This window comes from Deinococcus soli (ex Cha et al. 2016) (assembly GCF_001007995.1).
Classification (GTDB): domain Bacteria; phylum Deinococcota; class Deinococci; order Deinococcales; family Deinococcaceae; genus Deinococcus; species Deinococcus soli.
This window is the reverse complement of record NZ_CP011389.1, coordinates 1,300,243-1,324,728: the sequence shown is the minus strand read 5'-3', so window position 1 is coordinate 1,324,728 and position 24,486 is coordinate 1,300,243. Positions and strand designations below refer to the sequence as shown.

The 24,486-nt window shown below is 73.5% G+C and carries 23 protein-coding genes and 1 tRNA gene; 11 read left to right on the top strand and 13 right to left on the bottom strand.

Annotated features, from left to right (window positions below):
- Positions 1–9: 9 nt before the first annotated feature.
- Together SY84_RS06560 and SY84_RS17010 are read right to left on the bottom strand one after the other, a co-directional pair.
- The gene (locus SY84_RS06560; protein WP_046843345.1) at positions 10–1,107 is read right to left on the bottom strand and encodes a [LysW]-lysine hydrolase; all 1,098 of its coding nucleotides are present in this window, start codon (positions 1,105–1,107) and stop codon (positions 10–12) included.
- Positions 1,100–2,092, bottom strand: a complete 993-nt coding sequence (locus SY84_RS17010; protein WP_046843344.1) for a hypothetical protein — start codon at positions 2,090–2,092, stop codon at positions 1,100–1,102. The genes SY84_RS06560 and SY84_RS17010 overlap by 8 nt, the downstream gene beginning before the upstream one ends.
- A 167-nt stretch (positions 2,093–2,259) precedes the next feature.
- Here SY84_RS17010 and SY84_RS06550 point away from each other — a divergent pair, with 167 nt between their 5' ends.
- From SY84_RS06550 to SY84_RS06535, 4 genes are all read left to right on the top strand, one after another.
- A complete protein-coding gene (locus tag SY84_RS06550; protein ID WP_046843343.1) occupies positions 2,260–2,517 on the top strand; it encodes a hypothetical protein in 258 nt (85 codons plus the stop codon).
- A 160-nt stretch (positions 2,518–2,677) separates the two neighbouring features.
- On the top strand, positions 2,678–3,163 hold the full coding sequence (purE, locus tag SY84_RS06545; RefSeq protein ID WP_046845000.1) for a 5-(carboxyamino)imidazole ribonucleotide mutase: 486 nt from the start codon (positions 2,678–2,680) through the stop codon (positions 3,161–3,163).
- The gene (gene purK, locus SY84_RS06540; protein WP_046843342.1) at positions 3,160–4,308 is read left to right on the top strand and encodes a 5-(carboxyamino)imidazole ribonucleotide synthase; all 1,149 of its coding nucleotides are present in this window, start codon (positions 3,160–3,162) and stop codon (positions 4,306–4,308) included. The genes purE and purK overlap by 4 nt, the downstream gene beginning before the upstream one ends.
- Before the next feature lie 78 nt (positions 4,309–4,386).
- Positions 4,387–5,535, top strand: coding sequence for a VanW family protein (locus SY84_RS06535; RefSeq protein WP_046843341.1), 1,149 nt, complete (start codon positions 4,387–4,389; stop codon positions 5,533–5,535).
- Between the two features lie 54 nt (positions 5,536–5,589).
- Here the strand turns inward: SY84_RS06535 and SY84_RS06530 are convergent, their stop codons facing one another.
- The 6 genes from SY84_RS06530 to SY84_RS15835 form a co-directional block, all read right to left on the bottom strand.
- Entirely contained in the window at positions 5,590–6,177 is a 588-nt protein-coding gene (locus tag SY84_RS06530) for an antibiotic biosynthesis monooxygenase (protein ID WP_046843340.1), read from the bottom strand.
- A 154-nt stretch (positions 6,178–6,331) separates the two neighbouring features.
- Positions 6,332–7,234 carry a drug/metabolite exporter YedA gene (gene yedA, locus SY84_RS06525; RefSeq protein ID WP_046843339.1) on the bottom strand — a complete coding sequence of 301 codons (903 nt, stop codon included), beginning with the start codon at positions 7,232–7,234 and terminating at the stop codon, positions 6,332–6,334.
- On the bottom strand, positions 7,231–8,541 hold the full coding sequence (gene hisD, locus SY84_RS06520; RefSeq protein WP_046843338.1) for a histidinol dehydrogenase: 1,311 nt from the start codon (positions 8,539–8,541) through the stop codon (positions 7,231–7,233). The genes yedA and hisD overlap by 4 nt, the downstream gene beginning before the upstream one ends.
- 139 nt (positions 8,542–8,680) lie before the next feature.
- Positions 8,681–9,280 carry a hypothetical protein gene (locus SY84_RS06515; RefSeq protein ID WP_245621461.1) on the bottom strand — a complete coding sequence of 200 codons (600 nt, stop codon included), beginning with the start codon at positions 9,278–9,280 and terminating at the stop codon, positions 8,681–8,683.
- A gap of 17 nt (positions 9,281–9,297) precedes the next feature.
- On the bottom strand, positions 9,298–10,473 hold the full coding sequence (locus SY84_RS06510; RefSeq protein ID WP_046843336.1) for a phosphopentomutase: 1,176 nt from the start codon (positions 10,471–10,473) through the stop codon (positions 9,298–9,300).
- A gap of 47 nt (positions 10,474–10,520) precedes the next feature.
- Entirely contained in the window at positions 10,521–12,875 is a 2,355-nt protein-coding gene (locus SY84_RS15835) for a DUF11 domain-containing protein (protein ID WP_052751067.1), read from the bottom strand.
- 188 nt (positions 12,876–13,063) lie between these two features.
- Between SY84_RS15835 and lptB the strand changes: the two genes are divergently transcribed.
- The 4 genes from lptB to SY84_RS16460 are packed head-to-tail and all read left to right on the top strand — an operon-like array spanning position 13,064 to position 16,961.
- Positions 13,064–13,834 carry an LPS export ABC transporter ATP-binding protein gene (lptB, locus tag SY84_RS06500; RefSeq protein WP_046843335.1) on the top strand — a complete coding sequence of 257 codons (771 nt, stop codon included), beginning with the start codon at positions 13,064–13,066 and terminating at the stop codon, positions 13,832–13,834.
- 17 nt (positions 13,835–13,851) lie between these two features.
- Positions 13,852–15,531 carry a DUF3084 domain-containing protein gene (locus SY84_RS06495; RefSeq protein ID WP_046843334.1) on the top strand — a complete coding sequence of 560 codons (1,680 nt, stop codon included), beginning with the start codon at positions 13,852–13,854 and terminating at the stop codon, positions 15,529–15,531.
- Positions 15,532–15,588: 57 nt separating this feature from the next.
- Positions 15,589–16,788 carry an ABC transporter substrate-binding protein gene (locus SY84_RS06490; RefSeq protein WP_046843333.1) on the top strand — a complete coding sequence of 400 codons (1,200 nt, stop codon included), beginning with the start codon at positions 15,589–15,591 and terminating at the stop codon, positions 16,786–16,788.
- Between the two features lie 17 nt (positions 16,789–16,805).
- Positions 16,806–16,961 (top strand): hypothetical protein, encoded by a 156-nt coding sequence (locus SY84_RS16460; protein WP_157882914.1) that lies wholly within the window; start codon positions 16,806–16,808, stop codon positions 16,959–16,961.
- Positions 16,962–17,063: 102 nt separating this feature from the next.
- On the opposite strand, the gene SY84_RS06480 is transcribed toward SY84_RS16460, so the two are convergent.
- From SY84_RS06480 to pxpA, 3 genes are all read right to left on the bottom strand, one after another.
- Positions 17,064–17,723 carry a potassium channel family protein gene (locus tag SY84_RS06480; RefSeq protein WP_046843331.1) on the bottom strand — a complete coding sequence of 220 codons (660 nt, stop codon included), beginning with the start codon at positions 17,721–17,723 and terminating at the stop codon, positions 17,064–17,066.
- A 100-nt stretch (positions 17,724–17,823) separates the two neighbouring features.
- On the bottom strand, positions 17,824–18,957 hold the full coding sequence (locus SY84_RS06475) for a GGDEF domain-containing protein (protein ID WP_046843330.1): 1,134 nt from the start codon (positions 18,955–18,957) through the stop codon (positions 17,824–17,826).
- An 83-nt stretch (positions 18,958–19,040) separates the two neighbouring features.
- Positions 19,041–19,784, bottom strand: a complete 744-nt coding sequence (gene pxpA / locus SY84_RS06470) for a 5-oxoprolinase subunit PxpA (protein ID WP_211117129.1) — start codon at positions 19,782–19,784, stop codon at positions 19,041–19,043.
- 41 nt (positions 19,785–19,825) lie between these two features.
- Between pxpA and SY84_RS06465 the strand changes: the two genes are divergently transcribed.
- A complete protein-coding gene (locus SY84_RS06465; protein ID WP_046843329.1) occupies positions 19,826–21,268 on the top strand; it encodes a S41 family peptidase in 1,443 nt (480 codons plus the stop codon).
- Positions 21,269–21,311: 43 nt separating this feature from the next.
- Here the strand turns inward: SY84_RS06465 and SY84_RS06460 are convergent, their stop codons facing one another.
- Positions 21,312–22,295, bottom strand: coding sequence for a biotin-dependent carboxyltransferase family protein (locus tag SY84_RS06460; RefSeq protein ID WP_245621421.1), 984 nt, complete (start codon positions 22,293–22,295; stop codon positions 21,312–21,314).
- The gene (locus SY84_RS06455; RefSeq protein WP_052751066.1) at positions 22,292–22,924 is read right to left on the bottom strand and encodes a 5-oxoprolinase subunit B family protein; all 633 of its coding nucleotides are present in this window, start codon (positions 22,922–22,924) and stop codon (positions 22,292–22,294) included. Before SY84_RS06455 ends, SY84_RS06460 begins: the two co-directional genes overlap by 4 nt.
- A gap of 107 nt (positions 22,925–23,031) precedes the next feature.
- On the opposite strand from SY84_RS06455, the gene SY84_RS06450 reads away from it, so the two are divergent.
- Positions 23,032–24,300 carry a nitrilase-related carbon-nitrogen hydrolase gene (locus SY84_RS06450; protein ID WP_046843328.1) on the top strand — a complete coding sequence of 423 codons (1,269 nt, stop codon included), beginning with the start codon at positions 23,032–23,034 and terminating at the stop codon, positions 24,298–24,300.
- Between the two features lie 80 nt (positions 24,301–24,380).
- Positions 24,381–24,468, top strand: a tRNA-Ser gene (locus SY84_RS06445).
- Positions 24,469–24,486 lie beyond the last annotated feature (18 nt).

The window sequence follows — 24,486 nt, the reverse complement described above, 5'->3', positions numbered from 1 at the left end:
AACCGCTCTTTAATCCGCCTTGGCCGCGCCCAGCGCCAGCCGCGTCAGCGCGCCGCGCAGCACCGCCACCGCGCGGTCGAATTCCGCCAGATCCAGCCGCTCCTCAGGCGTGTGATCCAGCGCGCTGTCGCCCGGCCCGTATGCCAGGGTCGGGACGGGCCAGTGGGCGGCGACCACGTTCATGTCACTCGTGCCGGTCTTCACCTTGAACACCGGACTCCCGCCCTGCTCGCGGATCGCCACGCGGAACGCCCGCGTCAGCGCATTATCCTTGGGGTGCCGCACCGCCGTCTCGTGCCCCACGAAGGTTAGATTCACCCCCTCCAGATCGGTCAGCGCCGCGCGGATCGCCGCTTCGGCCTGCGCTGGCGCGACGCTGACCGGCAGGCGCAGCCCGAAGGTGCCCCACGCCCGCTGATGCAGCCCGTCCGTGCCCGCCCCCAGGTCCTGAATGGTGGCCTGCACCCCGCCGAACACGCCGCCCGGCTCCCCGGCCCCCGCCGCCCAGGCGCGCACGCGGAACCACGCCTCGGTCAGGTCGTCCCCGGCGCTGCTGCCGTCCCCGGCAGTGTGGAAGTTCTCCTTGACCGCCTGCGCCTTCACGACCAGCCGCCCCTTGTACCCCAGGGTCAGGCCCTCCCAAGCGCTCGGCTCACCGATCAGGACCACGTCCGGCTGCAACTGCGTGCGGATGTGCCGCGCGCCCCGGCTGCTCGGCGCCTCCTCTTCCGTCGCGCCGATCACCACGAACCGCGCCGCCGCCAGCGCCTCGTCGGGCAGGGTCGCCACGGCCGCCATGAACGCGCACAGCGGCCCCTTGGCGTCCACGCTGCCGCGCCCGTGCAGCACGCCCGCGTCGTCCACGTGCACGGGAATCTCGCCCGGCACGGTGTCCATGTGGCCCAGCAGCGCCACCGTCAGCGGTCCGTGCCCCCGCTCGCCCACCGCGTTCCCGGCCTCGTCCACGCGGGCCTCGAAGCCGCGCGCGGCCATCCAGTCGCGCAGGAACGCCGCGACCTCGCCCTCCTGCCCGGACAGCGAGGGGATCTCCACCGCGCGGACCAGCAGGTCACGGGCGTCCTGCACGGGCGCCCGCACGTCAGTCAACGTCCATCACGCCGGAGCCGTCCCCGGCCGCGTGCGCGAGGCTGACGAGCAGGCGCGCGATGTCCGCGAGGCTCACCAGCGCGATCGTGCCCACGCCGCCCGCCAGCAGCGTCCACAGGCCCGCCGTCCGCTCGCCGCCCGTGAACTGGAAGAAGGCCAGCGCCACCGCGCCCAGGAACAGCACCACGCCCAGCACCCGCAGGCGACCCGGCAGGCCCGAGGCGAGGTCCGCCTGCCGCGCCAGGGTCGCCGCCGCGCCCGCCGAGCCCCGCAGCGCGGGGGCAGGCGGCGCCGGAGTCGTGACCGGCGCGCCGGGGGCCGGGGTGGGACGGGGGTCGGGGGTCCTGGTCAGCTCAGGCCCCTTCGGCTCAGTCCGGGTGGGAGAGAACGCCGACGAGGAGATCACGACCGGCGTGGGCGCAGCCCGCTCCTGCACCGCCGGGGCCGGCGCGTCCTGCACCGGGGTGGGGGCCGGGTCGGTGTGCACCGGGGACTGGATGACCTGCGGTTCGGGCGCCCGCGTGGGCTGAGGGGCCGGACGCTGCGGTTCCGGCCGAGGTTCCACCGGTCGGAGCGCTGGGGTCGCCGCCGGGGCAGGAGTGGGCGTTGGGCTGGGCGCCGGGGCGAAGGTCTTCGCGGCGTCCGGCTGCGGTAGCGGCGAGGCCGGCTGCTCCTTGGCGCGGGCGGTCGCGTCGCGCACCCCGCCGAAGAAGGTCTGCACCGCGCCCGGATCGAAGCCCAGCAGACTGGCACTCAGGGCCGTCCCGGCGGGCGTCTCGACCCGCAGGGTGCCCTCCTGATCGCTGTGGATGCGGGTCAGGTCCCGCAGGGTCACGCGGCGCGTGCCGCCCGCATCCTGAAAGAGCAGCGTGTCGGGAGTCAGCACGAACAGCGCGTCCTCGCGTTCCAGGGCGCTCAGGGGGGCGTCGGTCAGTCCAAGGTCGCGCAGGGTCTGCGCGGCGCGGTCACTGGGGCGTTGCGTCATGGTCGGCTCCTTCGGCGCGGCCGGGCCAGCTGCCCGGACTCGCTGCTTGCTGCGCCACAGCATAGCGGCCCCCGCCCGGCGCGCGCCTGTGGGGACGGGGCAGCATGAAGGGACGCGGGGCGCGCCTCTCACCCCGCCGCCCGCCCGCGCGGCCCAGACTGGGCAGCATGACCGACAACAGGTACGGGGACGCGCCCCTGGGCAAGAGCGTCGAGGAGATCGAGCAGGAGAGCGGCAACGTCGTGAACAGCCCCGTTCAGGGCGAGGCCCGGCGCGCCCAGGAGGCGCCCGTCGTGCCTGCCCTGGTGACCGGCACGGGCAGCGGCGTGATCGCCGCCGTGCGCCCCGACGCGCTCATCGAGTCCGGTGACGACGCCGACGATGGCCGCGCCCGCGAGAACCGCGACGTCAGCGAAGAGAGCTGAAGCCCTTCCTGTCAGCGCGGCCCGGACCCCGTCCCGGGCCGCGCCGCTTTTCTGGACGGACCCGCCCGGCCGGTCGGGGCGTCCCGGTAAGCTGCGGGGCGTGACGAGTGCCGCCGACCTGACCCCCGTGACCGACGCCGCCCCCCGGGTGGGCGTGGTGATGGGCAGCCGCAGCGATTTCGAGACCATGCAGGGTGCGCTGGACGTCCTGCGGAACCTGGGCGTGGCGTACGAGGTGCGGGTGCTGTCCGCGCACCGCACCCCGGCGCTGCTGCCCACGTACGGCGCGCGCGCCGAGCGGCTGAACTTCACGTGCATCATTGCGGGGGCGGGCGGCGCGGCGCACCTGCCGGGCATGCTGGCGGCGTTCACGCGCGTGCCGGTGCTGGGCGTGCCCGTGCAGTCGCGCGCCCTGTCGGGGCAGGACAGCCTGCTGAGCATCGTGCAGATGCCCGCCGGGGTTCCGGTGGCGACCTTCGCCATCGGCGCGGCGGGCGCGAAGAACGCCGCGCTGTTCGCCGCCGCGATGCTCGCCACGACCGACGCGGCGGTGCGCGCCCGCCTGGACGCCTTCCGCGCCGCGCAGACCCAGGGCGTGCTGGACGAGCCGTTCTTCGACGGGCACCCGCAGGCGGGCGAGGCATGACCCCGCCCACATCCGGCACCACGCTGGGCCGCGACCTGACGCTGGGCATCCTGGGCGGCGGGCAGCTGGCGCAGATGCTGGCGCTGGCCGCGCTGCCGCTGGGCGTGCGCGTGACCGTGCTGGAACCCGACGCGCAGGCCCCCGCGCGCCTGTGCGCCCGGCACCTGCACGCCCCGTACACCGACGCGGGCGGGCTGGAGCAGCTGGCTGCGTGCGACGCGGTGACGCTGGAATTCGAGAACATTCCCGTGGAGGCGCTGGCCGCCCTGGAGGGCCGCGTGCCGGTGCGCCCGGCGGGCGCGCTGCTGGCCCGCAGCAAGCACCGCGCCCGCGAGAAGCAGGCGCTGCGGGAGGCCGGGGCGACCACGGCGCCCTTCGAGATCATCGAGGCCGAGGGGGACCTGGACGGCGCGCTGGCGCGGGTTGGGGGCCGGGGCATCCTGAAGACCAGCGAACTCGGCTACGACGGTAAGGGGCAGGCCCGCGTGAACACGGACGCTGAGCTGCGCGCTGCCTGGGATGACCTGAACCGCGTGCCGTGCGTGCTGGAGGGCTTCGTGGCCTTCGAGCGCGAGGTGAGCCTCGCCGTGGCGCGCACGCCGTCCGGGCAGGTGGCCTTCGGGCCGCTCGTCGAGAACGTCCACCGGGACGGCATCCTGCGCGCCAGCGTGTACCCCGCCCGCGTCCCGGACGGCACCGGGGCCCGCGCCCGCGACCTGGCCCGCGCCGTCGCGGACGCCTGGGCGCTGGAGGGCCTGATCACCCTGGAGTTCTTCCAGCTGCCCGGCGGGGACCTGCTGGTGAACGAGGTCGCGCCGCGCGTGCACAACAGCGGGCACCTCACGCAGGACGGCGGCGGCCTCAGCCAGTTCGAGGCGCAGGTGCGCGCCGTGCTCGACCTCCCGCTGAGCGACTGGGCGCCGCTGCACCCCACCGCCATGCTGAACGTCGTCGGCATGGACGGCCCGGACGGGCAGCCCCTCGAACCTGACTGGGCCGCCATCGACGCCATGAGCGGCACGCGCGTGCACCTGTACCACAAGGCGCACCGGCACGGGCGCAAGGTGGGGCACGTGAACCTCGTCGCGCCGGATGCCGACACCCTGCGCGCCCGGCTGGCCAGCCTGGAGCCCCTGGTTCCCTAAGCCCGCCGTAAAGGCAGGTCAGGATTCGCGTAACCTCGCCTCACGGCCCGTCAGGCGGCCCCGCCTACGCTGAGAAACGTGAAGCGTCTCCTGACCACCCTGACCCTCGCCCTGGTCGCCTCGGCCCACGCGGCCGAGTTCAAACTGATCCTGAAGGATGAGGCCAGCACCATCCGTAAGGGTGAACTGAAGACCACCCCCATCGTGAAATCCTGGAACGTGCCCGCCGCCAGCGTGCAAGCGACCCGCAAGGTGAAACGCCTGAGCACCACCATCACGCCCATCCTCGACCGGATGGAAAAGACCATCAACGCCCGCAAACCCAGGCCCGCCGTGTTCCGCAACGTGAAGGGCAGCTGGGTCGCCACCGACCAGACCGGCTGGACCCTGGACCGCGCCGCCACCAAGGCCAACCTCCTGAAAGCCATCCTGAGCGGCAAACAGACCGCGCAGGTCGAGGTGAGGCGCGCCGTGCCCGACCGCAGCGTGAAACTCCTCGCCCAGCGGGGCGTGCTGTGGCACGTCGCGGCGGGCAGCAGCAACTACGCGGGCAGCCCCGACTTCCGCGAGAGGAACATCCTGGTCGGCGCCAGCAAACTCGACAACTTCTTCATCGCGCCCGGCCACGAATTCAACTTCAACGAGGAGATCGGCCAGATCGACGCCAGTACTGGCTTCGTCAAGGGCTTCGTGATCAGCGGCGGGACGCTCAGCAAGGAGGACGGCGGCGGCATCTGCCAGGTCAGCACCACCATCTTCCGCGCGCTGTACACAGCGGGCCTGCCCATCACCGAACGGCACGAGCACAGCCACCGCGTGAAGTACTACGACCCTGTGGGCTTCGAGGCCACCGTGTACGCCCCCAGCAAGAACCTGCGCATGAAGAACGACACCGGCAAGCACCTGTTCATCCAGGCGTCCTGGGACACCCGCGCCCAGACCCTGCGCTTCGACGTGTTCGGCGCGAATACCGGCCGCACCGTCAACATCAGCAAGCCCGTCATCAGCGACTTCAAGGCTCCCGCCGACCCCAGCTACACCCCGGACGACCGCGTCGCGCCCGGCGGGCGCCGCCTGCTCGATACGCCCATGCAGGGCATGACCAGCGTCATCACCCGCACCATCAAGGTGCAGGGCAAGGTCACCAGCAGGGACACCCTCAAGAGCGTCTACAAACCCTGGGGCGCCGTGTACGGCGTGAACCCCAAGGACAAACGCCTGAAGTGAACGCCCATAGTAAAGCCCCCCTCTGGACCCGAGGGGGGCTTCACTGTGCTGCGGTTACTTCCCGCCGCGCAGCCAGGGCGTCGCCCAACGCGTCACGGCGGGCATCACCAGATAGGTCATGAGCAGCACGACCACGATCATCTGCGGAATGGCGCGGACCGGCATCACCAGGTGACCCAGCCAGGGTTTCAGCGCCTCGCCGAACAGCCAGGACGTGCTGACGCTCACCGGGTACAGCGCCGCCAGGGTCAGCAGGGCCATCTTCCAGCGGGGCGGCTGGCGCAGGGTCGCGGCGGCGGGTGGCGTGAACCAGAAGTCCAGGCCCGGCTGCTTCTCGAAACTGACGTGCTCATCGACCAGCGGCGCGATGCGGTCCAGCCACGCGGCCCGCTCGGGCGACAGTTCCCAGGCGGCGGCGCTGGTCAGCGTGTCGAAGCGGGCCAGCAGCGTGTACTCCTGCTCGCCCGGCGCGGGGCGGATCACGCCGGTGCCGCGGTGGCCGGGGAGGCGGGCCAGCAGGGCGTTCGCCTCGGCGAGCAGCGCCTCGTACGCGGCCTCCTGACCGGGGCGGATGCGGCGGCGGACGACCAGACTGACCGGGTCGCTGGGCTGATGCCCCTCGAACTGGAGCTGCTCGCTCATACGGCCTCCGATTGAATGGTGTGTGAACACCGTTCAATCCGAGCGGATGCGACTCGTAGAGCTGCTCTGCAGAGAAGGAGAAAAAAGGATTCCGGGCGTGGAATTGGCAACCCAGTGGTGCTCCGGGTTGTCAATGAAGCAGACGGAATCCTTGTCATACGGCCTCCGCGTCCGGCACGCGGCGCGGCCACGCGACGAGCGCGACGCCCGTGAGGATCACGAGCAGCGCCGCCCAGCCCAGCGGGCCCAGCTGCTCGCCGCCGAAGCCGACGCCCAGCAGCACCGCCACGACCGGGTTCACGTACGCGTAGCTGGTGGCCAGGGCGGGGCGGGTGTGCGCCACGAGGTACATGTACGCGCTGTACGCCATGAGACTCCCGAACACCGTCAGGTACGCCAGCGCCCACAGGCTTGCGGCGCTGGGGGTGCCCCAGCGTTCGCCCGTCAGGACGCTCAGGAGCAGGAGGACGCCGCCCCCGGTGAGCATCTCGGCGGCCGATCCCATCAGCCCCTGCGGGAGGGGCAGGTGGCGGGACCACTGGCTGCCGAACGTCCAGCACAGCGGCGCGAGGATCAGCAGCAGCGCCGCCAGCGGCGTGGCGTGCAGCTCGCCGACATTCAGCAGCGCGATGCCGATCAGGCCCACGCTGATGCCCAGCCACTCGCGCCCGCCGGTCTTCTCGCCCCACAGCCTCGCGAACAGCGCCGCGAACAGCGGGGAGACCGCGATCACCATGGCCGCCACGCTGCTGCTCGCGTCCCGTTCGGCCAGCGTGACCAGCCCGGTCCCGCCGCCCAGCAGCAGGGTGCCCACGATGGCGCTGGCGCCCCACTCGCGCGCGGTGGGCAGCGCCGCGCCCCGGGCGCGCAGCACGAGGAGCAGCAGCGCCCCCGCCAGGACGAAGCGCGCCGCGAGCATGCCCAGCGGCGGCAGCGTCTCGATGGCGACCTTGATCCCGAAGTACGTGCTGCCCCACACGACGTACACCAGCCCCAGGCACAGCAGCACCAGGGGCGTCAGGCGCGCGGCGCTGGCGGGGGCTGCCCCGGCACTCACGAGAGGCGGCTTTCGATCGCGCGGGCGTGCGCTTCGAGGCCCTCGGCGCGGGCCAGGGTCGCCCCGGCCGGGCCGATGCGGCGCAGCGCGCCCTCGTTCAGCCCCACCACCGAGATGATGTTCTGGAAGTCCCGCACGTTCACCGGGCTCATGAAGCGCGCCGTGCCGCCGGTCGGCATGACGTGACTGGGGCCCGCCACGTAGTCGCCCAGCGCCTCCATGCTCGCTTCACCGACGAACACGCCCCCGGCGCGCTGCACCAGCCCCAGCAGGCTCCAGGGGTCACGGGTCAGCAGGCACAGGTGCTCGGGGGCGTACAGGTTCGCCAGCTCCACGGCCTCCTCCAGCGTGCCCGCCAGGATGACCTTCATGCGGGCCTGCACGCTGTCGCGCGCCCAGCCGCGGTTCGGTTCCGGCAGGGCCTCCAGCTGCCCATTCAGTTCCGCTTGCACCCGGATCAGCAGCTCGCGGCTGGTGGAGACGAGCACGGGTTCCGCGCCGTTGTGCTCCGCCTGCGCGAGCAGATCGGCCGCCACGAACCGCGGGTCGGCGCTGTCGTCCGCCACCACCAGCGTCTCGGTCGGGCCGGGGAGGCTCTCGATGCCGGTCTGGCCGTACACCATCCGCTTGGCGATCACCACGAACAGGTTCCCGGGGCCCGCGACCTTGTCCACCGCGCCGATGCTCGCCGTGCCGTACGCCAGCGCCGCGATGGCCTGCGCGCCGCCCACCCGGAACACCTGCTCAAGGCCCAGTTCGCGCGCCGCAACGAGGATCGCCGGGTGCACGCTGCCGTCCCGCGCGGGCGGCGTGGTGACCACGATGTCCGGCACGCCCGCCACCTGCGCGGGCACCGCCGTGTGGATCAGCGTGCTGATCAGCGGGGCCAGCCCGCCCGGCACGTACACGCCCACCCGCGAGAGCGGCCGCACGAGCTGCCCCAGCGCGCCGTCCGGGCCGTGGTTCAGGAACCCGTGCGCCGGCTGCTGCTCGTAGAAGGCCCGCACCCGCCGGATCGCCGTGAGGATCGCCTCGTGCAGGTCCGGGGCGACCTGCGCGGCCGCCAGTTCGGCCTCCGGCACGCGCAGCTCACCCGGGCGGTGGCCGTCCAGTCGCTCGGTCCAGTCGCGCAGCGCGTCGTCCCCGCGCGCGCGGACGTCACTCAGGATGCGCTCGACGACCTGCGCGGGGCTCAGCGGCTCGCCGAACGTCGCCTCGATGCGGGCCAGGACGGCGTCGGGAACGGGAATCTCATTGAATGTCCGCGTCAGGGCGGACCGGGCCTCAGGGCCTTGCAGCACTTGCATCGTCACTCCAGGGAAGCAGGGGAGAGGAGGGTGGGAATACCGGCGCCCACACACGGGGCGCGCCGGACCTCATCGTGGCACCTCGCGCCCCACCCGCCCCACCCACAGGTCTGGGCAGGCCGGACGGGGCAGGAGGGAATTACACGCGGCGGCGGCGTTCGCGGCCCTGGACGGTGCGGCGCCCGGCGGGTTGCGCGTTCGCCTCGACCGGACCGAAGTCGGTCGGCTGGATCAGCCGCATCAGGCGGTGCGGCGCGTCCTGTTCCACGTACACGTAGGCATTGCCGGGCCGCAGGAAGAACCCGCTGCACGGCGTGCCGTCCACCTCGGCGTCCGGGAGGCGCTGGATGAGGACCCGCCCGCCGGTCAGCTGGGCGTGCGTCCGTTCGGGGCCGCCGCCGTCCTGCGCGGTCAGCTGCCGCAGCCACAGCAGCAGACTGACCGGGTCGTGGTACTCGGTCGTCAGGGGCTGCGTGGCCTCGTCGCGGCCCTGCCGCAGGGTGATCAGGCCCGCGCGGCGGTCGAAACTCACCTCGAAGCCGGGCCGCCCCCGTCCGTCGCCCTCGGCGTACCCGAGGCTGGTCAGCAGCCGGGGGTGCATGCGGCTGGTCTGCACGCGCCGCACGCCGGGCAGCACCCCGCCGAAGTCGGTCTGCACGCGGGCCACCAGGGCGCTGCGTTCGCCGTGCAGTGCCCACTGCTGCTCGCCCGCGTAACGCCCGCCCAGCGAGAGGGTCAGGCTGAACGCCTCGGGGGTCAGGTCAGCTGTGTCCAGAAGCTCTCACCCGGCCCGTCCCACGCCGCGCCCAGCGCCTCGGCGACGGTCGCGCCCACGTCCGCGAAGGTGGCGCGGTCGCCCAGGGCCACGCCCGCCGCGCCCGCCCTGTGCACCAGTAGCAGCCCGTGCTCGCGGGTGTGGTCCGAGCCCTTCCAGGTGGGGTCGTTCCCGTGGTCACTGATCACGATCAGCGCGCCATCCCGGGGAACGGCGGCGATCAGGTCGGGCAGCGCCGCGTCGAACGCCGCGAGGCACGCGCTGTAGCCTTCGGGGTCGCGGCGGTGGCCGAACTTGCTGTCGAAATCCACGAGATTCGTGAAGATCAGCCCAGAGGTGCCGTCCTGCGCGGCCTGATGCATGCGGGCCAGGGTCTTGGCGATCCCGTCGGCGTTGTCGTCGGTGTGGATCTCCTCGGTGAAGCCCTGGTTCGCGTAGATGTCCGGGATCTTCCCGATGCCCACCACGGCCTGCCCGGTGGCCTTCACGGCGTCCAGCACGGTGGGTGGCGGCACGAGGCTGAAGTCCTTGCGGTGCTCGTTGGCCCGCTCGAACGGGAACTCGCCCCGGAAGGGCCGGGCGATCACGCGCGCCACGGCGAACTCGCCCTGCAGGATCTCGCGGGCCGCGCGGCACCATGCGTACAGCGTCTCCAGCGGCACGACGTCCTCGTGGGCGGCGATCTGGAACACGCTGTCCGCGCTCGTGTACACGATGGGCGCGCCGGTCTTCATGTGCTCCGGGCCGAAGTCCCGGATGACGTCCGTGCCGCTGTAGGGCCTGTTGCACAGGTGCCCGCGCCCGGTCGCCGCGTCGAAGCGGTCCATCACGGCGGGCGGGAAGCCGTCCGGGAACACCTGGAAGGCGTGCTCCAGCTGGATGCCCATGAATTCCCAGTGGCCGGTGCTGGTGTCCTTGCCGGGGCTGACCTCGCGCAGGCGACCGAAGGCGCCGGCGGCCGGTCCGGCGGGCACGGTCGCGTCCCCGGTCTCGATGGTGGGCACCTGGGCGAGGCCCAGCGCCGCCAGGTTCGGCAGGCGTACGGGCGCCGCCCGCAGGGTGTGGTTCAGGGTGTGCGCCCCGGCGTCCCCGAAGCTCGCGGCGTCGGGCAGTTCACCCGCGCCCACGGAATCCAGCACGACAATCGTCAGCAACATGCCCCCAGTCTAGCCCTGCGTGCGCCCACCCGCCGCGGGCGGGCGCCTCAGCGGACGCTCACCTGGAAGCAGGCGGTGCCGGACGCGCCCTGCGCCACGGTCCCCAACGCCACGCTCAGTCCGCCCGCCTGACTCAGCTGCCCGGCATCCGTGTCGGCGGCGCTGGTGTACGTCTCGGCCGTGCCGGACGCCGGGGTGAGCTGCACGCCCAGCCCGACCCCGTAGGCGTCGGGCAGAACCGACGTGTTCGCCGGGATGCTGTCCGTGAGGCTCACGCCGTTCAGCGGGCCATCCCCGTCGTTCAGGTAGGTCAGGCAGTACTCCAGGCGGTCGCCCGGGTACCCGCCGCCGCTCGTGCCGAAATTCCGGACCGCAGGCGTCTTCTTCTCGTCCTGTGTCACGTTCCGCACGGCTTTCGTCACCTTCAGGCTGGGGAACAGCAGGCGGACGTCCTCCGCGGAACTGCTGCTCCCCAGGTACGTGCCGGTCACGGCGTTTCCGGCGGCGTCGGTGGTGCTGGCCGAGGCGCTGTTCTGATACACCGTGCCGCGCAGCGCCGGGTCGGTGGGCGTCAGCGCGTCGAAGGTCACGGTGAGGCTCTCCCCGTACGCCAGTCGGAAGGTCTTCAGGTCCAGTGCGGTCGCGGTGCTGGTGTCCGCAGCCGCGACCCGCGCCGAGGTGGGGGTGACCGTGGGCGTGCCACTCAGCGTGAAGCCTGCCGGAAGGGTGTCCTGCACGCGCACGCTGTTGCTCGCCCCGCCGGCGTTCGTGACCGTCAGCGTGTACGTGGCCTTCGCGCCGCGCCACACGGTGGGCGTGCTGGTGGACTTGCTGACGCTCAGGACCGGGCAGGCCGCGCCCTCGCGGATGCCCGGCAGCCCGGTCAGGCTGCCGCCGGGAATGGTACCCGTCACGCCCGGCTGCGCGCCGAACGCCACGGCGCCCGACGTGGACGTGCCGTTCCCGCCCGGCGCGGCTGTGATGCTGGCGCCCGACACGTTCGTGTACACGATCCCGCCGCCGCCACCCCCACCCGGCCCGTGCGCATTCACATTGTTCGCCCCGGCGGCCTGCGCGGGCCAGGCGTTCCCGCCGTTCCCGCCGCTGGCGGTGATGCTCACGCCGCTCAGGGTGCCGCTGCCGGTCATGACGATCACCGTGCCGCCCGCCCCGCCACCGCCCGCACCGTCGTTGAGGGTGGCGGTGCCCGTCTGTCCGCTGGCAGTGATGGTGCCTGTCCCGGTGCTCTGTCCAGCACGGATGATCACGATCCCCCCGCCCGCGCCGCCGCTGCCCTGCACGCCGCTGCCGTTGTTGCGCGAACCGCTGCCGCCCCCACCACCCATGAACAGGGCACCCAGGCTGGCGGGCGCGGCCTTGCCGCCGAACCCGCCGATGGCCAGGTTGCTGCTCCAGCTGTTGCCGCCCTGTCCGCCGCCCCCGCCGTTCGCGCCGCCGCCCCCGCCGCTGTTCTGCGAGTTGACGTTCACGGCGCCGTCGGTGCCGCCGCCGCCCGCGTTGCCGGGTGCGCCGCGCGCGCGGCTGCCGTTCGGGTAGCCCTCGGCGCCCGTGTCGATCAGCGTGGACGTCACGGGGTCCAGCACGAAGCGTGGCGTGCCTGCCAGACCCTCGCCCTTGTTGCCGTGCGTAGCCCCGGCGGTCACGTTGCGGTAGTCGAGGTTCGTGTACCCGGTCGCCGCGCCCACCCCGCCCAGCCCCTGGCCCGCCCCGCCGCGGAACCCCAGGGCGTTCACGTTCACGCTGCCCCCGTTCCAGTTCAGGGTGCCGGCGACGTCCAGGACGACCACGCCGCCGTCCGTGCCGTCCCAGGCCTCGGCGGTGACGGGCGCGGCGCCCAGCGTCAGGTTGCCGTACTGCGGCACGCGGATCACCTGGTAGCGCGCCTGCCCCTGCGTGGCGGTCGCCGCGCGGTTCACGTAGGTGTTCACCAGTCCGCCGCCCGCGCCCTGGCCGCGCACCGTGACGCTGCCCGCGCCGGTCACGGCGGTGACGCGCACGAACTCGTAGCGTCCGGCGAACAGGTTGCTGCTCAGCTGCCCGCTGCCCGCGCCGCCCGCCACGCCGTCCCCGTAACTGTCGGTGTTCGTCGCGTCGATGTCCGCGCCCTGCATCTGCATGAGCAGCAGCAGGTCACCGGCGGCGACGGTCTGCGCCGCGCCCCGGCGGACCGTGCCGAAGGTGACGGCGGTCGTCCCGGCGCTCAGGGTGGTGTCGGTGACCGGGCCGGGGAAGTAGGTGTTCACGACGCCGCCCAGACCGCTGACGTTCCCGGTCGCGGCGGGTTGGGCGCAGACGGTCTGGGCGGCGGCGGGCAGGCTGAGGCTGAGGACTAGGCTGGGCAGCAGGCTCGGCAGGAGGCGGGCGAATCGGGCGCGTGTCATGGAAGTCTCCGGTGGGTGTTAGGAGGTGGCGGGCGGCGCTGCCGTTTCGGACGTGGCAGAAGTCCCCCCGCACCCACCTTAATGTTGAATTTGTCACGTTCGTCTGACGGGCTGTCAGTTCGGCCGCAGGGGCGCGCATCACCGTTCTTTCACGGGCGGCGCCCCCCCGGGGTGATACGCTGCCGGACGTGACCGCGACCACCTCCACGCTGCAACCGGCTGTCACGCCTGGGCGTCCGGACCTGCACGCCGAGGGCCTGGGCAAGACCTACGGGCGCCGCTCGGTCGTGCGGAACGTGAACCTGCGCGTGCAGCCCGGCGAGATCGTCGCGCTGTTCGGCCCGAACGGCGCGGGCAAGACCACCACCTTCTACATGCTGGTGGGGTTCATCCGACCCGGCGCGGGCCGCATTGCGCTGGGAGACCGCGACCTGACCCGCCTGCCCATGCATGAACGCGCCCGGCTGGGCCTGGGGTACCTGCCGCAGGAACCCAGCGCCTTCCGCAAGCTCACCGCCCGCGACAACCTGCTGGCCATCCTGGAATACCAGGGCCTGCCGCGCGCCGAGCAGGAGGCCCGCGCCGACGCGCTGCTGGCCGAATTCGGCCTGAGCCACCTGGCGGGCAGCTTCGCGTACCAGCTGTCCGGCGGGGAACGCCGCCGCCTGGAACTCGCCCGGGCCCTGACCACCGACCCCGACTACCTGCTGCTGGACGAGCCCTTCACCGGCGTGGACCCCAAGAGCATCCGCGAGATCCAGCGGCTGATCCGCGACCTGCGCGACCGCCGCGGCCTGGGCGTGTTCATCACCGACCACAACGTCCGCGAGACCATCGCCCTGACCGACCGCGTGTACCTGATGTACGACGGCGAGGTGAAGTTCGAGGGCACCCCGCAGAGCTTTGCGCAGGACGAGGACGCCCGCACGCACTACCTCGGCGACGACTTCGAGCTGTGACCCGGGGAGTCTGCTAGGTGCTGTGGCTGTTCCTGCCCTTCGTGGTGATCCTCTCGGGGGTCGTCGCGTACGCCGCCGACACCATCGCCCGCAAGGCCGGACGCAAGCACCTGCGCTGGTTCGGCATGCGCCCCAAGACCACCGCCCTCGTCGTGGCGGTGCTGTCCGGCATGGGCATCAGCGCCGCCAGTCTCGCGGCGTTCCTGATCCTGAACAGCAGCGCCGTGAACACCATCGCGCAGGCCGACCAGCTGCGCCCCCAGCTGGAGGCACTGCGCAAGGACATCCGCGCCGCGCAGGCCGACCGCGACCGCGCCCAGCAGGAAGCCGCGCGCCTGCGCGAGCAGCAGACGGCCGCCCAGAGCGCCCTGAAGGCCGCGCAGACGGCCCTCACGGACGCCCGCGCCGCGCAGGCCCGCGTGCAGACGCAGGCCCGCACCCTGGAGACCCGCGTGCAGGAACTCACCGCCGCGCAGCGCACACTGGAGACGCGCGCCGCGCAGACCCGCGCGAAACTCCAGGCGGCCGAAACCTCCCTCACGGCCAGTCAGACCCGCGCGCAGAACCTCGACGCGCAGGTCGTGGACCTCGGCGCGCGCATCGCGCTGTCCGAACAGGAAACGCGCAGCGCCCAGGACCGCGCGCGCGACGCGCAGGCGGCCGCCGAGACCGCGCAGGCCCGCGCGCAGGCGCAGCAGGCCCTCGCCCAGCAGGCCCAGACCCGCGCCCGGGACGCGCAGACCCGCGCGCAGCAGGCCCAGACGCAGGCGCAGCAGGCCCGCGCGCAGATCGACACGCTCGCCCGGGACCGCGCGCAGGCCGACCGCGCCCTGCGCGAAGCCCAGCAGGCCCTGAGCGCCGCCCGGCAGGCCCTGCTGGACGCGCAGGCGCAGCAGCGCGCCGCGCAGCAGGCCCGCGACGCCCTGCGCGCCGAACGCGACCGCCTGAGCAGCGAACGCGCCGCGCTGATCACCGCCCGCGACCAGGCCGCCCGCGACCGCACCCGCATCCTGGCCGACCTGAGCGCCCTGCAACTCCAGCAGCAGCAGCTGCGCGACAGCAACGACGCCCTGCGCGCCACGCTGGGCCGCCTGCAGGACGAGTACTCCAGCAGCCGCGCCGAACTGAGCGCCACGCGCAACACCGACCTCGCCTACCCCAAGAACGACCTCGTGTACGCCGCGGTGGTCCCCGGCGTGCGCAACCTCGACCAGTTCCTGCTCGACGCCGCGCGCAGCGCCGCCACCCGCGGCGCCAAGGGCAGCCCCGCCGCGCGCCTGACCCCCGCCGCGCGCGGCGCCCTGGAGACCAAACTGCGCGGCCTGAACGTCAGCGCCTTCGTGCAGTGCCGCGCCGCGCAGAACGCCGCCGTGGGCTTCCCGGTCGACCTGACCTGCGACGCGCGCGCCAACGCCGTCCTGTACCGCGCCGGGCAGGTCATCCGCCGCTCGACCGTCACGCTGGGTGACCTGCGCCGCATGCAGGACCAGATCGGGGAACTCGTGCAGGACGTCACGCTTGACCTCACCACGCGCGGCGTGCCCAGCGAGTACGTGCAGGGCCTGGACGTCGGCGAACTCGTGCCGCTCATCACCCGCCTGAACGACCGGCCCGGCACGGCCGCCGTCGTGGGCATCGCGGCCCGCACCGACGTCCGCCCCGGCAGCCGCGTGGACCTGTACCCCGTGCTGCCCTGACCGGCACCCGCCGCGGGGACAGACGCGGGTCAGCCCGGCCCGCTATCCTGACCCGCGATGCGCGCCTCCGCCCTGCCCCTGACCGCCGTGCTGCTGACCACCGCCGCGCACGCCGCGCCCGTCCGCGTGGAATTTTGGCACGCCATGAGCGGCGTGCAGGGGACCGTGCAGGCCTACGCCCGCGAGTTCAACACCAGCCAGAGTGCCTACGAGATCGTGCCGGTCAACCAGGGCAACTACCGCGAACTGCTGCCCAAACTCCAGGCGGCGCTGCGCAGCGGCTCGGCGCCCGCCCTGGCGCAACTGGAATTCACGCAGTTCCCCACCCTGGCCCAGGCCGGGCAGCTCACCGACCTGAGTGCCCGCGTGGACGACCTGCCCGGCGCGCTGCGCGGCGACATCTACCCCGCCGTGTGGAAGACCGGGCAGCTGGGCGAACGCACCTACGGCCTTCCGTGGAACGTCAGCGTGCCCGTCCTGATGTACAACGCCGGAGCCCTGAAGAAAGCGGGCCTGAGCGCCCCCGACACCTGGGCGCAGCTGGAAGGCGCCAGCCGCACCCTGGCCGCAGGGGGCCGCCGCCCGCTGGTCGCCGCGGCCGACGCCTGGACCTTCGAGGCGAACGTCCTGTCGCGCGGCGGTACCCTGACGGGCGGCGAGCGCCCCCGCCTGAACAGCCCGGACGCCGTGGACGCCCTGACCCAGCTGGCCCGCATGAGCGCCGCCGGGCAGGCCCAGCCGCGCACCCTGAACGAGGCGACCCGCGCCGCGTTCGACTTCGCACGCGGGCAGAACATCTTCGTGCTGGCCAGCGTCGCCAACTGGACCGACGCGCGCAAGCTGCCGTTCTTCAACCTGGGCGTCGCGCCCTTCCCCTGTGAGAAGGAGGGTGCCTGCACCGTCCCGCTGGGCGGCGCGACCCTGACCATCCCGAAAGGTACCCCGGCCGCCGAGCAGGCGGGCGCCGTGGCGTTCTGGCAGTACCTCATGCAGCCCGCCCGGCTGGCTGACTGGGTGAAGACCACCGCGTACGTCCCGCCGCGCCGCGCCGCCGTGCCCCTGCTGGACGACTGGTACGCGAAGAACCCACAGCTGCGCGCCGCGCACGCCCAGATCAGCCGGGCCGTGCCGCGCCCCACCACGCCCGAGTACGCCGGGTGGACCGCCCTGATCGAGGACGCCATCACGCAGGCCACCACCGGCAAACTCGGCGCGAAGGCCGCGCTGGACGCCGCGCAGACCCGCGCGGACCGCTGAGGGCTATCCTGAGCGGCGTGGGAGTCCTTTACCTGATCGTCACGCTGGCCTGCGCGGCCCTGCTGCTGCTGTTCCTGCTGCGGCCCGGCGCGGCGCGCCCCATGGTGGTGTGGGGCCTGAGCGCGCTGCTGCCCCTGCTGGCCGCGATGGTCGTGGCCCTCAACCACCGCTGACAGCAGAGTTCAGAGGTCGTGAAGGGCTTCTTCGAGACCTCTGAACCGAGCAGAGCGAGCATCTGAGAAAGACAGCGGTTGGCAGTGGGGGAGGTGTGCGGGTTACTCGCCCAGGTAGCGGCGCAGATCGTCGATGTTGTGACTCGTGCCGATCACGACCAGCTTGTCGTGCGGGCGCAGTTCGTCCTCGGCGCGGGGCGTCACCTCGATCTTCCCGGCGCGGCTGATCGCGATGATCTGCACGTTGAAGCGGCCCGTGAGGTTCAGGTCCCGCAGGGTACCCTTCAGGCGTTCGTTCGCCTCGATCTCCACGATGGCGTAGTCGCCGCCCAGGTCCAGGGTGTCCACGATGTTCGGCGTGGCGATCTGGCGCGCCAGGCGCACGCCCATGTCATGCTCGGGCCGGATCACGAGGTCCGCGCCGATGCGCTCCAGGACCCGGCGCGCCATCTCGTCGATGGCCTTGCTGACCACGTACGGCGCGCCGAGGCTCTTGGCATTCATGGTTGCCAGGATGTTCGCCTGCACGTCCGTGCCGATCGCGACGACCACCACATCGAAATCCCCGACGCCCAGGGCGCGCAGGGCCCGCTCGTCGCTGGCGTCCACGATGGCGGCGTGCGTCACCAGGTTCATGACCCGCTCGACGTTCTCCTCGTGCTGGTCGATGGCCACGACCTCGTGCCCCATCTCGTAGAGGGTGGTCGCGACGGCCGTGCCGAAGCGGCCCAGGCCGATCACCAGACATTGTTTGCTTTTCATCAGAAGAGGTCCTTTCTGCCGCCGGAAGCGGACGGGTGGCAAGTGCCTCCTGATTGTGCCGTAAAAGCCTGCGCGCCGGGAGGGGCGCCCCTACCCCGGGTCAGGCGAACAGCGCGTCGAGGTTCTCGGCGTTCCCGTCCGGGTCTGGGCGGGCCGGGCCGAGCAGAACCCGGTTCTGGCCGAACTGCCGGGCCGCACCCAGGGTGTCCTCGGCGGCGCGCAGCAGCGCCTGCGGATCCAGGTGTCCGTCGGCGTACACCAGCCCGATGGTCACGGTGGGGTTCACGCCGTCCAGCGGTCGGGACGCGACCCGCACGCGCAGCCGCTCGCAGGCGGCGCGTGCCGAGCGGGCGTCCGGGGCGCGCATGACGAGCGCGACCACGCCGTCCCCCAGGCAGCCCAGCAGGTCCTGGTCGCGCACAGTGCTCATCATGACGCGTGACACGTGCGCGGAGAGCCGCACCTGAAAGTTCGGGCCGGTCAGGTCGGGCGGTTCCTGGGTGTCCACGGCGATCGCGGCGACGACCAGATGCTCTGGGGACTGGCGGTACGCGCCTTCCAGCTGGCGTTCCAGCGTGACCCGGTCGGGCAGGCCGGTCAGGGCGTCCAGGCCCGGCGTGTCCTGGCCGAGTACCGCGCGGCGCACGTCGCCGGTCATGCGGTGCGCGGCCCCGCGCTGCCCGAGCAGCAGCACGCCGCCCGCCAGCAGCATCTGGAGGACGGTGCCGGTGACGCTCGCCTGCGCGGACGCCGGGTCCAGCGCAACCCTGATGGCGAGCAGGGCCGCGAGGCTGCCCAGCGCGGCGACGTTCAGGTGCGCGCTGCCCTGCGGGCCCAGCGTCCACAGGTGCGAGGCGAGCAGCACGCCCGCCCACGGCGCGAGGTTCAGCAGCATCGGCAGGCCCGCGTCGCCCATCACGAACAGCACGTATCCGACCTTGGCCAGCAGGTACACCCAGCCCACCACCAGCCCGACCGTCTGCGTGATGAGCAGAGGCGCGCGGGTGAACGCCAGCGTGGCGAGCAGCGTGCCCAGCAGGACGGCCATGGTGGGCAGCGCGACGCGTTCGAAAGGGTCGTTGTGGTGGTACAGCGCCGCGAGCAGCGTGGCGAGCAGCGCGCCGCCCAGCACCCTCTGGTTCAGCACCCGGCGGTCCAGCGTGGTGCGGAACACCCCGCCGCGGGCTTCGCGGGCGGACGCACTCAGTGAACCGGGGCGGAAGTCGGGCAGCATCTCAGGGTCGATTGCAGCACGGCGGCTCTCACGCGGACCTGACAGGAAGTGCCCGCCGGGTCAGCTGTCTCCCGCTGGCCCGGTCAGGGTGCAGCCACGCGCAGCCCCGCCGCCTCCAGGGCCGCGCGCAGCGCCCGGGCCAGTTCGGCGGCCTCGGCGCCGTCACCGTGCAGGCACAGCGTCCGGGCGGGCACGGCGACTGGCTCGCCGGTCACGGCGGTCGTCACGCCGTCCCGCGCGATCCGCACGCCCTGCGCGGTCGCCGCGGCCGCGTCCAGCAGCGCGCCCGTCTGCCCGCGCGGCCACAGGCTCCCGTCGGGCGCGTACCCGCGGTCCGCGAAGCCCTCGCCGATCTCGCGCAGCCCGGCGGCGCGCGCCTCGCGCAGCATCACGCTGCCGCCGCCCGCCAGCCCGAAGTACAGCGGCACGCCACTGTCGGCGGCCGCCTGTGCCACCGCGCGCGCCAGCGTCTCGTCCCGCACGGCCATGTTGTACAGCATCCCGTGCGGCTTGACGTGCCGCAGCGGCACTCCCTCACGCGCCGCGACGGCCTTCAGCGCCTCGATCTGCTCGCGCACGAAGGTCCGCACGTCGTCCGGGGGGAAGTGCAGTTCGCGCCGCCCGAAGCCCTCGCGGTCCGGGAAGCCCGGGTGCGCGCCGGCCGCCACCCCGAAGCGCGCCGCGAGCCGCAGCGAGTCCCGCATCGTTCCGGCGTCCCCGGCGTGCCCGCCGCAGGCGATGTTCGCGCTGCTCACCACGCCCATAACGGTCTCCTCGTGCGCGCTGCCCTCGCCCAGGTCGGCGTTCAGGTCGATGCTCAGGGTCATGTCCGTCAGTGTATCCACCCGCCGCGCGCCACAATGCGGACGTGACCCGCACCCGACTCCTGCTGCTGCCGCTGCTGCTGGCCGCCTGCACCCCCACACCCACGCCTCCCAGCGCCACGCAGGACGACGACGTGCCCACCGTCGCGCGCGCCACCCGCCCCGCGCAGCCCAGCTGCGCCCTGACGCCCGCGTGGCTGTCCGGCCTGGGCGGCCCGGGGCGGCTGATGGGCGTGAACCTCCGCGCGCCGCTGCGTGCCCAGGTGACCCCCAGCCTGTTCGACCAGCTGCTGGACGTGCGCGAGGCCATCAACGGCAGCTACTGGGGAGAGTCCGGCGTGGACCTCCAGGCGCTGCACGAGCAGGCCGAGAGGACGGCCCGCGCGGCGTTCGGGAACCTGCGCGCCGCCGACCTGACCGCCCGGACCGACGCGTTCATGAACGAGTACGTGGACGGCGTGCGCGACGGGCACACCTACGTCCTGGACGCCGCCGGATTCAGGGCGTTCCGGGACAGCCTGAGCGCGGCGCCCACGCCCGCGCCCCGCCTGGGTGTCCGCTGGGCCGCGGTGCCCGGCGAGGACGGCGCGGTGCTGCTCGACGCGTTCCCGGAGTGGCCCGCCGCGCAGGCCGGACTGACGCGCGGCGACACCCTGCTGGCCATCGGCGGGCAGGCCCTGACCCGCCAGCCCGGGGACAGCGACGCGGCGCACGCCGCGCGCCTGAATGCCCTGCTGGGGCAGGCCAGCGCCGCCGGTCAGCCCGTGACCGTCACGTACCGCCGCGTTCAGGCGGGCGCGGAAACCACCGCCAGCACGACCGTCACGCCCCGCGTCCTCAGCAGCGCGCCCCTGCCGTACGCGCGCACCCCCGCGCCCGGCACCGTGCTCCTGCGCCTGCCGACCTTCGCCACCACCGGCGTCGCGCAGCAGGTTCACGCCCTGATCGGGGGCGCGCAGCGCGCAGGCGCCACCCACCTGATCCTCGACCTGCGCGGCAACGGCGGCGGCCTGCTGTCCGAGGCGATCGGCGTGGCCGGCGCCCTGGTCGGCGACCGCGCTGGGGAGACCATCGAGACCCTGGACGGGCAGGACGTCACCTTCGCGTACCGGGGCGGTCAGGTCCTTGCAGGGTACAACTGCGCCCCGACCAGCCCGGTCCTGGGCGTCGGCACCCCCGCCCGCTGGACGGGCCGGCTGACCATCCTCGTGAACGAGGGGTCCGCCAGCGCCTCCGAGATCGTCGCGCAGCTGGCCGCGCAGACGGGTGCCACCCTGACCGGGGAACGCACCTCCGGCGTCGGGAACACCGTCACCGTGATCGGCGCCATCAGCGGTGACCGGGGCCTGAGCGTCACCATCGGCCGCGCCAACGACCTGCGCGGCCAGCCCCTGACGCCCGACGTGACCCCCAGCCCCACCACGCCCGACGACCTGCGCGCCCTGGCGCACGGCCGCGACCTGCCCCTGGACGCCGCGCTGAAGTAAAGAGGGAAGTAGGGAGTGGCACGGCATCTGGCCCACTCCCCACTCACTGTCTCAGCATCCACTCCGCCTGCCGCAGCCCCCACTCCTGCGCGAGGTGCGCGGCGTGGGCGGCCTCGCGGGTCACCTCGCGCAGGGTCAGGGTGTCGCCGGGGCGCAGCTGACCCAGGCGGGGCAGGTCGGCCGTGATCACGACCAGCGGCGTCGGGTATCCGCCGTGCGTGCCCGCGTCGGGCAGCAGCAGGATCGGGCGGCCGTCCGGCGGCAGCTGGAGCAGGCCCGGCACGTTCGGCAGGCTGGGCCGCGCCGGGTCGCGCGGGGCCGCGACGGACTCGGTCAGGCGGGCGCCCATGCGGTCCGCCTGCGGACTGACCGTGAACGGCCGCGCCAGCAGTGACCCGCGCAGGTCGGCCGTCAGGTCGCCTGTGCCGAGCACCCGCAGCTCGTGGTGCGGGCCGGTGGCCGTGCGGAGGTCCGGCGCGATGAACGCCCGCCGCGCCGCCTGCGCGGGCAGGGGAGACCACGTCAGGTGATCGGCGGGCCGCAGCGCCTGCCCCTGCACCCCGCCGAAGCCCGCGCGCAGGTCCGTGGCGCGACTGCCGAACACCTCGTGCCCGTGCAGGCCGCCGCGCACCGCCAGGAAGGCCCGCAGGCCCCGCGCAGTCCCGCCGACCGTCAGGGTCTGCCCGGCCTGCACCGGAACGGCCCGCCACGGCGGCAGCGGCGCGCCGTCCAGCGTCGCGTCGAACGGCGCGCCGCACAGACTGACCAGCGCCGCCTCGTGAAAGAGGACCGTCGGGCCGCCCAGCGTGACCTCCAGGCCCGCCGCGTCCGGCGCGTTGCCCACCAGGGCGTTCGCCAGCCGCCGCGCGACCGGGTCCGCCGCGCCGCCCGCCGGGACACCCAGCGCCCGCACGCGCCGCCCGGCGTCCTGCACGGTGGTCTGCACGCCCGCACGCAGGACGGTCGCGCCGGTGGCAAGCGGCCCGCCGGCCACCGGCCGGGACGCCCGGGGCAGGGGGGCGGTCACGCGCGCGCCTCGAACTGCACGCGGTCACCGGGCTGCCACGGCACCGGGGCCGCGCGGGACAGGTCGAAGAAATTCATGGCGGTGCGGCCCACCAGCCGCCAGCCGCCCGGCGTCTCACGCGGGTACACGCCCGCCCACGGGCCGCCCAGCGCGACGCTGCCCGCCGGGACCCGCTCGCGCGGGGCGTCCAGGCGTGGCATCCGCAGCGGCTCGGGCAGGCCGGTCAGGAACGCGAAGCCCGGCGTGAAGCCCAGGAACGCCACCTCCAGCTGCGCCGCGCACAGCGCCGCCACGAAGGCCGCGCGGTCCAGGCCCGCGTGCGCCGCGCACCAGTCCAGGTCCGGGCCGCCGAAGGTCACGGGCACCACCACCCGCCGCCCGGACCCGCCCGGCGCTGGGGTCAGGGTCGCCAGTCGGGCCGCTATGGCCTCCTGCACCGCCTCGCCCGCCGTGGGGGCGTCCAGCAGCAGGGTCAGCAGGTTCAGCGCGGGCACCGCCTCCTGCACGCCACTCAGCGGCCGGGCGCGCAGGCTGGCGTACAGCTCGCGCGCCAGCGGCGTGCGGACGGTCAGCGCGGCGTCCCCCAGCCACTCGAAGGTCGGCAGGTCCGGGCCGGAAGGTGCAGGCATGCCCCAGCATACGGACCCGCGCGGGGCCGCGCCGGGCCACTGTGCAGCCACCCCTCCTCACGGATTCGCGCCCCGCGTTCCCCGCCGCACCCGCTACGCTGCGGACCATGACTGCCCCCACCCCGCAGGCCCCGAGGCACGTCCGCGCGGTCGCCGTGCAACCCCACTGGAGTGCGCGCGACTTCACGACCACCGAGGCGTTCCGCCGCTGGATGCGCGCCCAGCTGGACATGGCCCGCCCGCACCTGAAGCCGGGCGGCGTGAACCTCGTCGTGCTGACCGAACTGAACGGCCTGCCGCTCGTGCTGCGCGGCGGCGGGTGGGCGCTGCGCCTGCGGACCTTCGAACGGGTGGCGCTGGCGCTGTTCCTCGCGCGGCTGCCGCGCGCCCTGCCGGTCCTGCTGCGCGAGCGGGTGTCACCCATCCGCGCGCTGCAACTCGCAGGCATCGACGCGAACACCGAACTGTACCTGCACACCTGCCGCGACCTGGCCCGCGAGTACGGCGTGTACCTGTGCTGCGGCAGCGCACCCATGCCCCGCTACACGCGCAGCGGCACCACCCTGCGCCGCGCGCCCGGCGTCCTGACGAACCAGACTGTCCTGCTCGACCCACACGGCGACCTGATCGGTGTGACCGACAAGGTGCACCTCACGCCCGACGAGGAGGCCGGAGGTGTGGACCTCACTCCCGGCCACCTCAATGACCTGCGGGTGTTTCCCACGCCCGCCGGGGACCTGGGCGTCGCCATCAGCCTCGACGCATTCCGCGCGGACGTCATCGGGTCACTCGCCGCGCAGGGCTGCACCGTCCTGCTGCAACCCGACGCGAACGGCTCCCCCTGGACGGCCAAGGAAGGCCTCCCACCCGATCCCGCGCACCTGCGCGACCAGCCCGTCGCGTGGCTGGAAAGCAGCTGGCAGGTCACCGCCCAGCGCCAGATCCCCTACGCCGTGAACCCCATGGTCGTCGGGAACCTCCTCGACCTGACCTTCGACGGGCAGAGCGGCATCACCGGCCCCGCCGAGGAGGCTCCGGGGGCGCGCAGCTACGTCCTGACCGACCCGCGCCCCGGCTTCCTGGCCCTGAGCCCCTGGGTCACGGACGGCACCCCGGACGAACTGCGGCAGGCCGGACTGGACCGCGCCGCGCACAGCGGCCACCCGCTGGAAAACCGGTACCGCGAGGACACCCTGCACGCCGACCTGACCCTCCCGCCCGCCACCCGCCCCGCGCCCCCCCGCACCCCGCACGAGGACGCCCTGCACGCCCTGCTGCGCGGCGAGGCCCGCGCACCCCGCCCCAGCCCCTGGGCACTGGCCGCGCTGCCCCTGCTGGCCCTGCCCCTCCTCACGTGGTTGCGCCGCCGCCCCTGACCGGCATTTGACAGGACGCGCCCCCCCTCTTATACTTCCCCTCGCGCCTGAGTTCAGCGACGGCGCGCCCCGCCACGCAGGGGGGGTTGGCCGAGTGGTTGAAGGCAACGGTCTTGAAAACCGTAGTAGGGCAACCTACCGGGGGTTCGAATCCCTCACCCCTCGCCAACACATGACAACCGGACT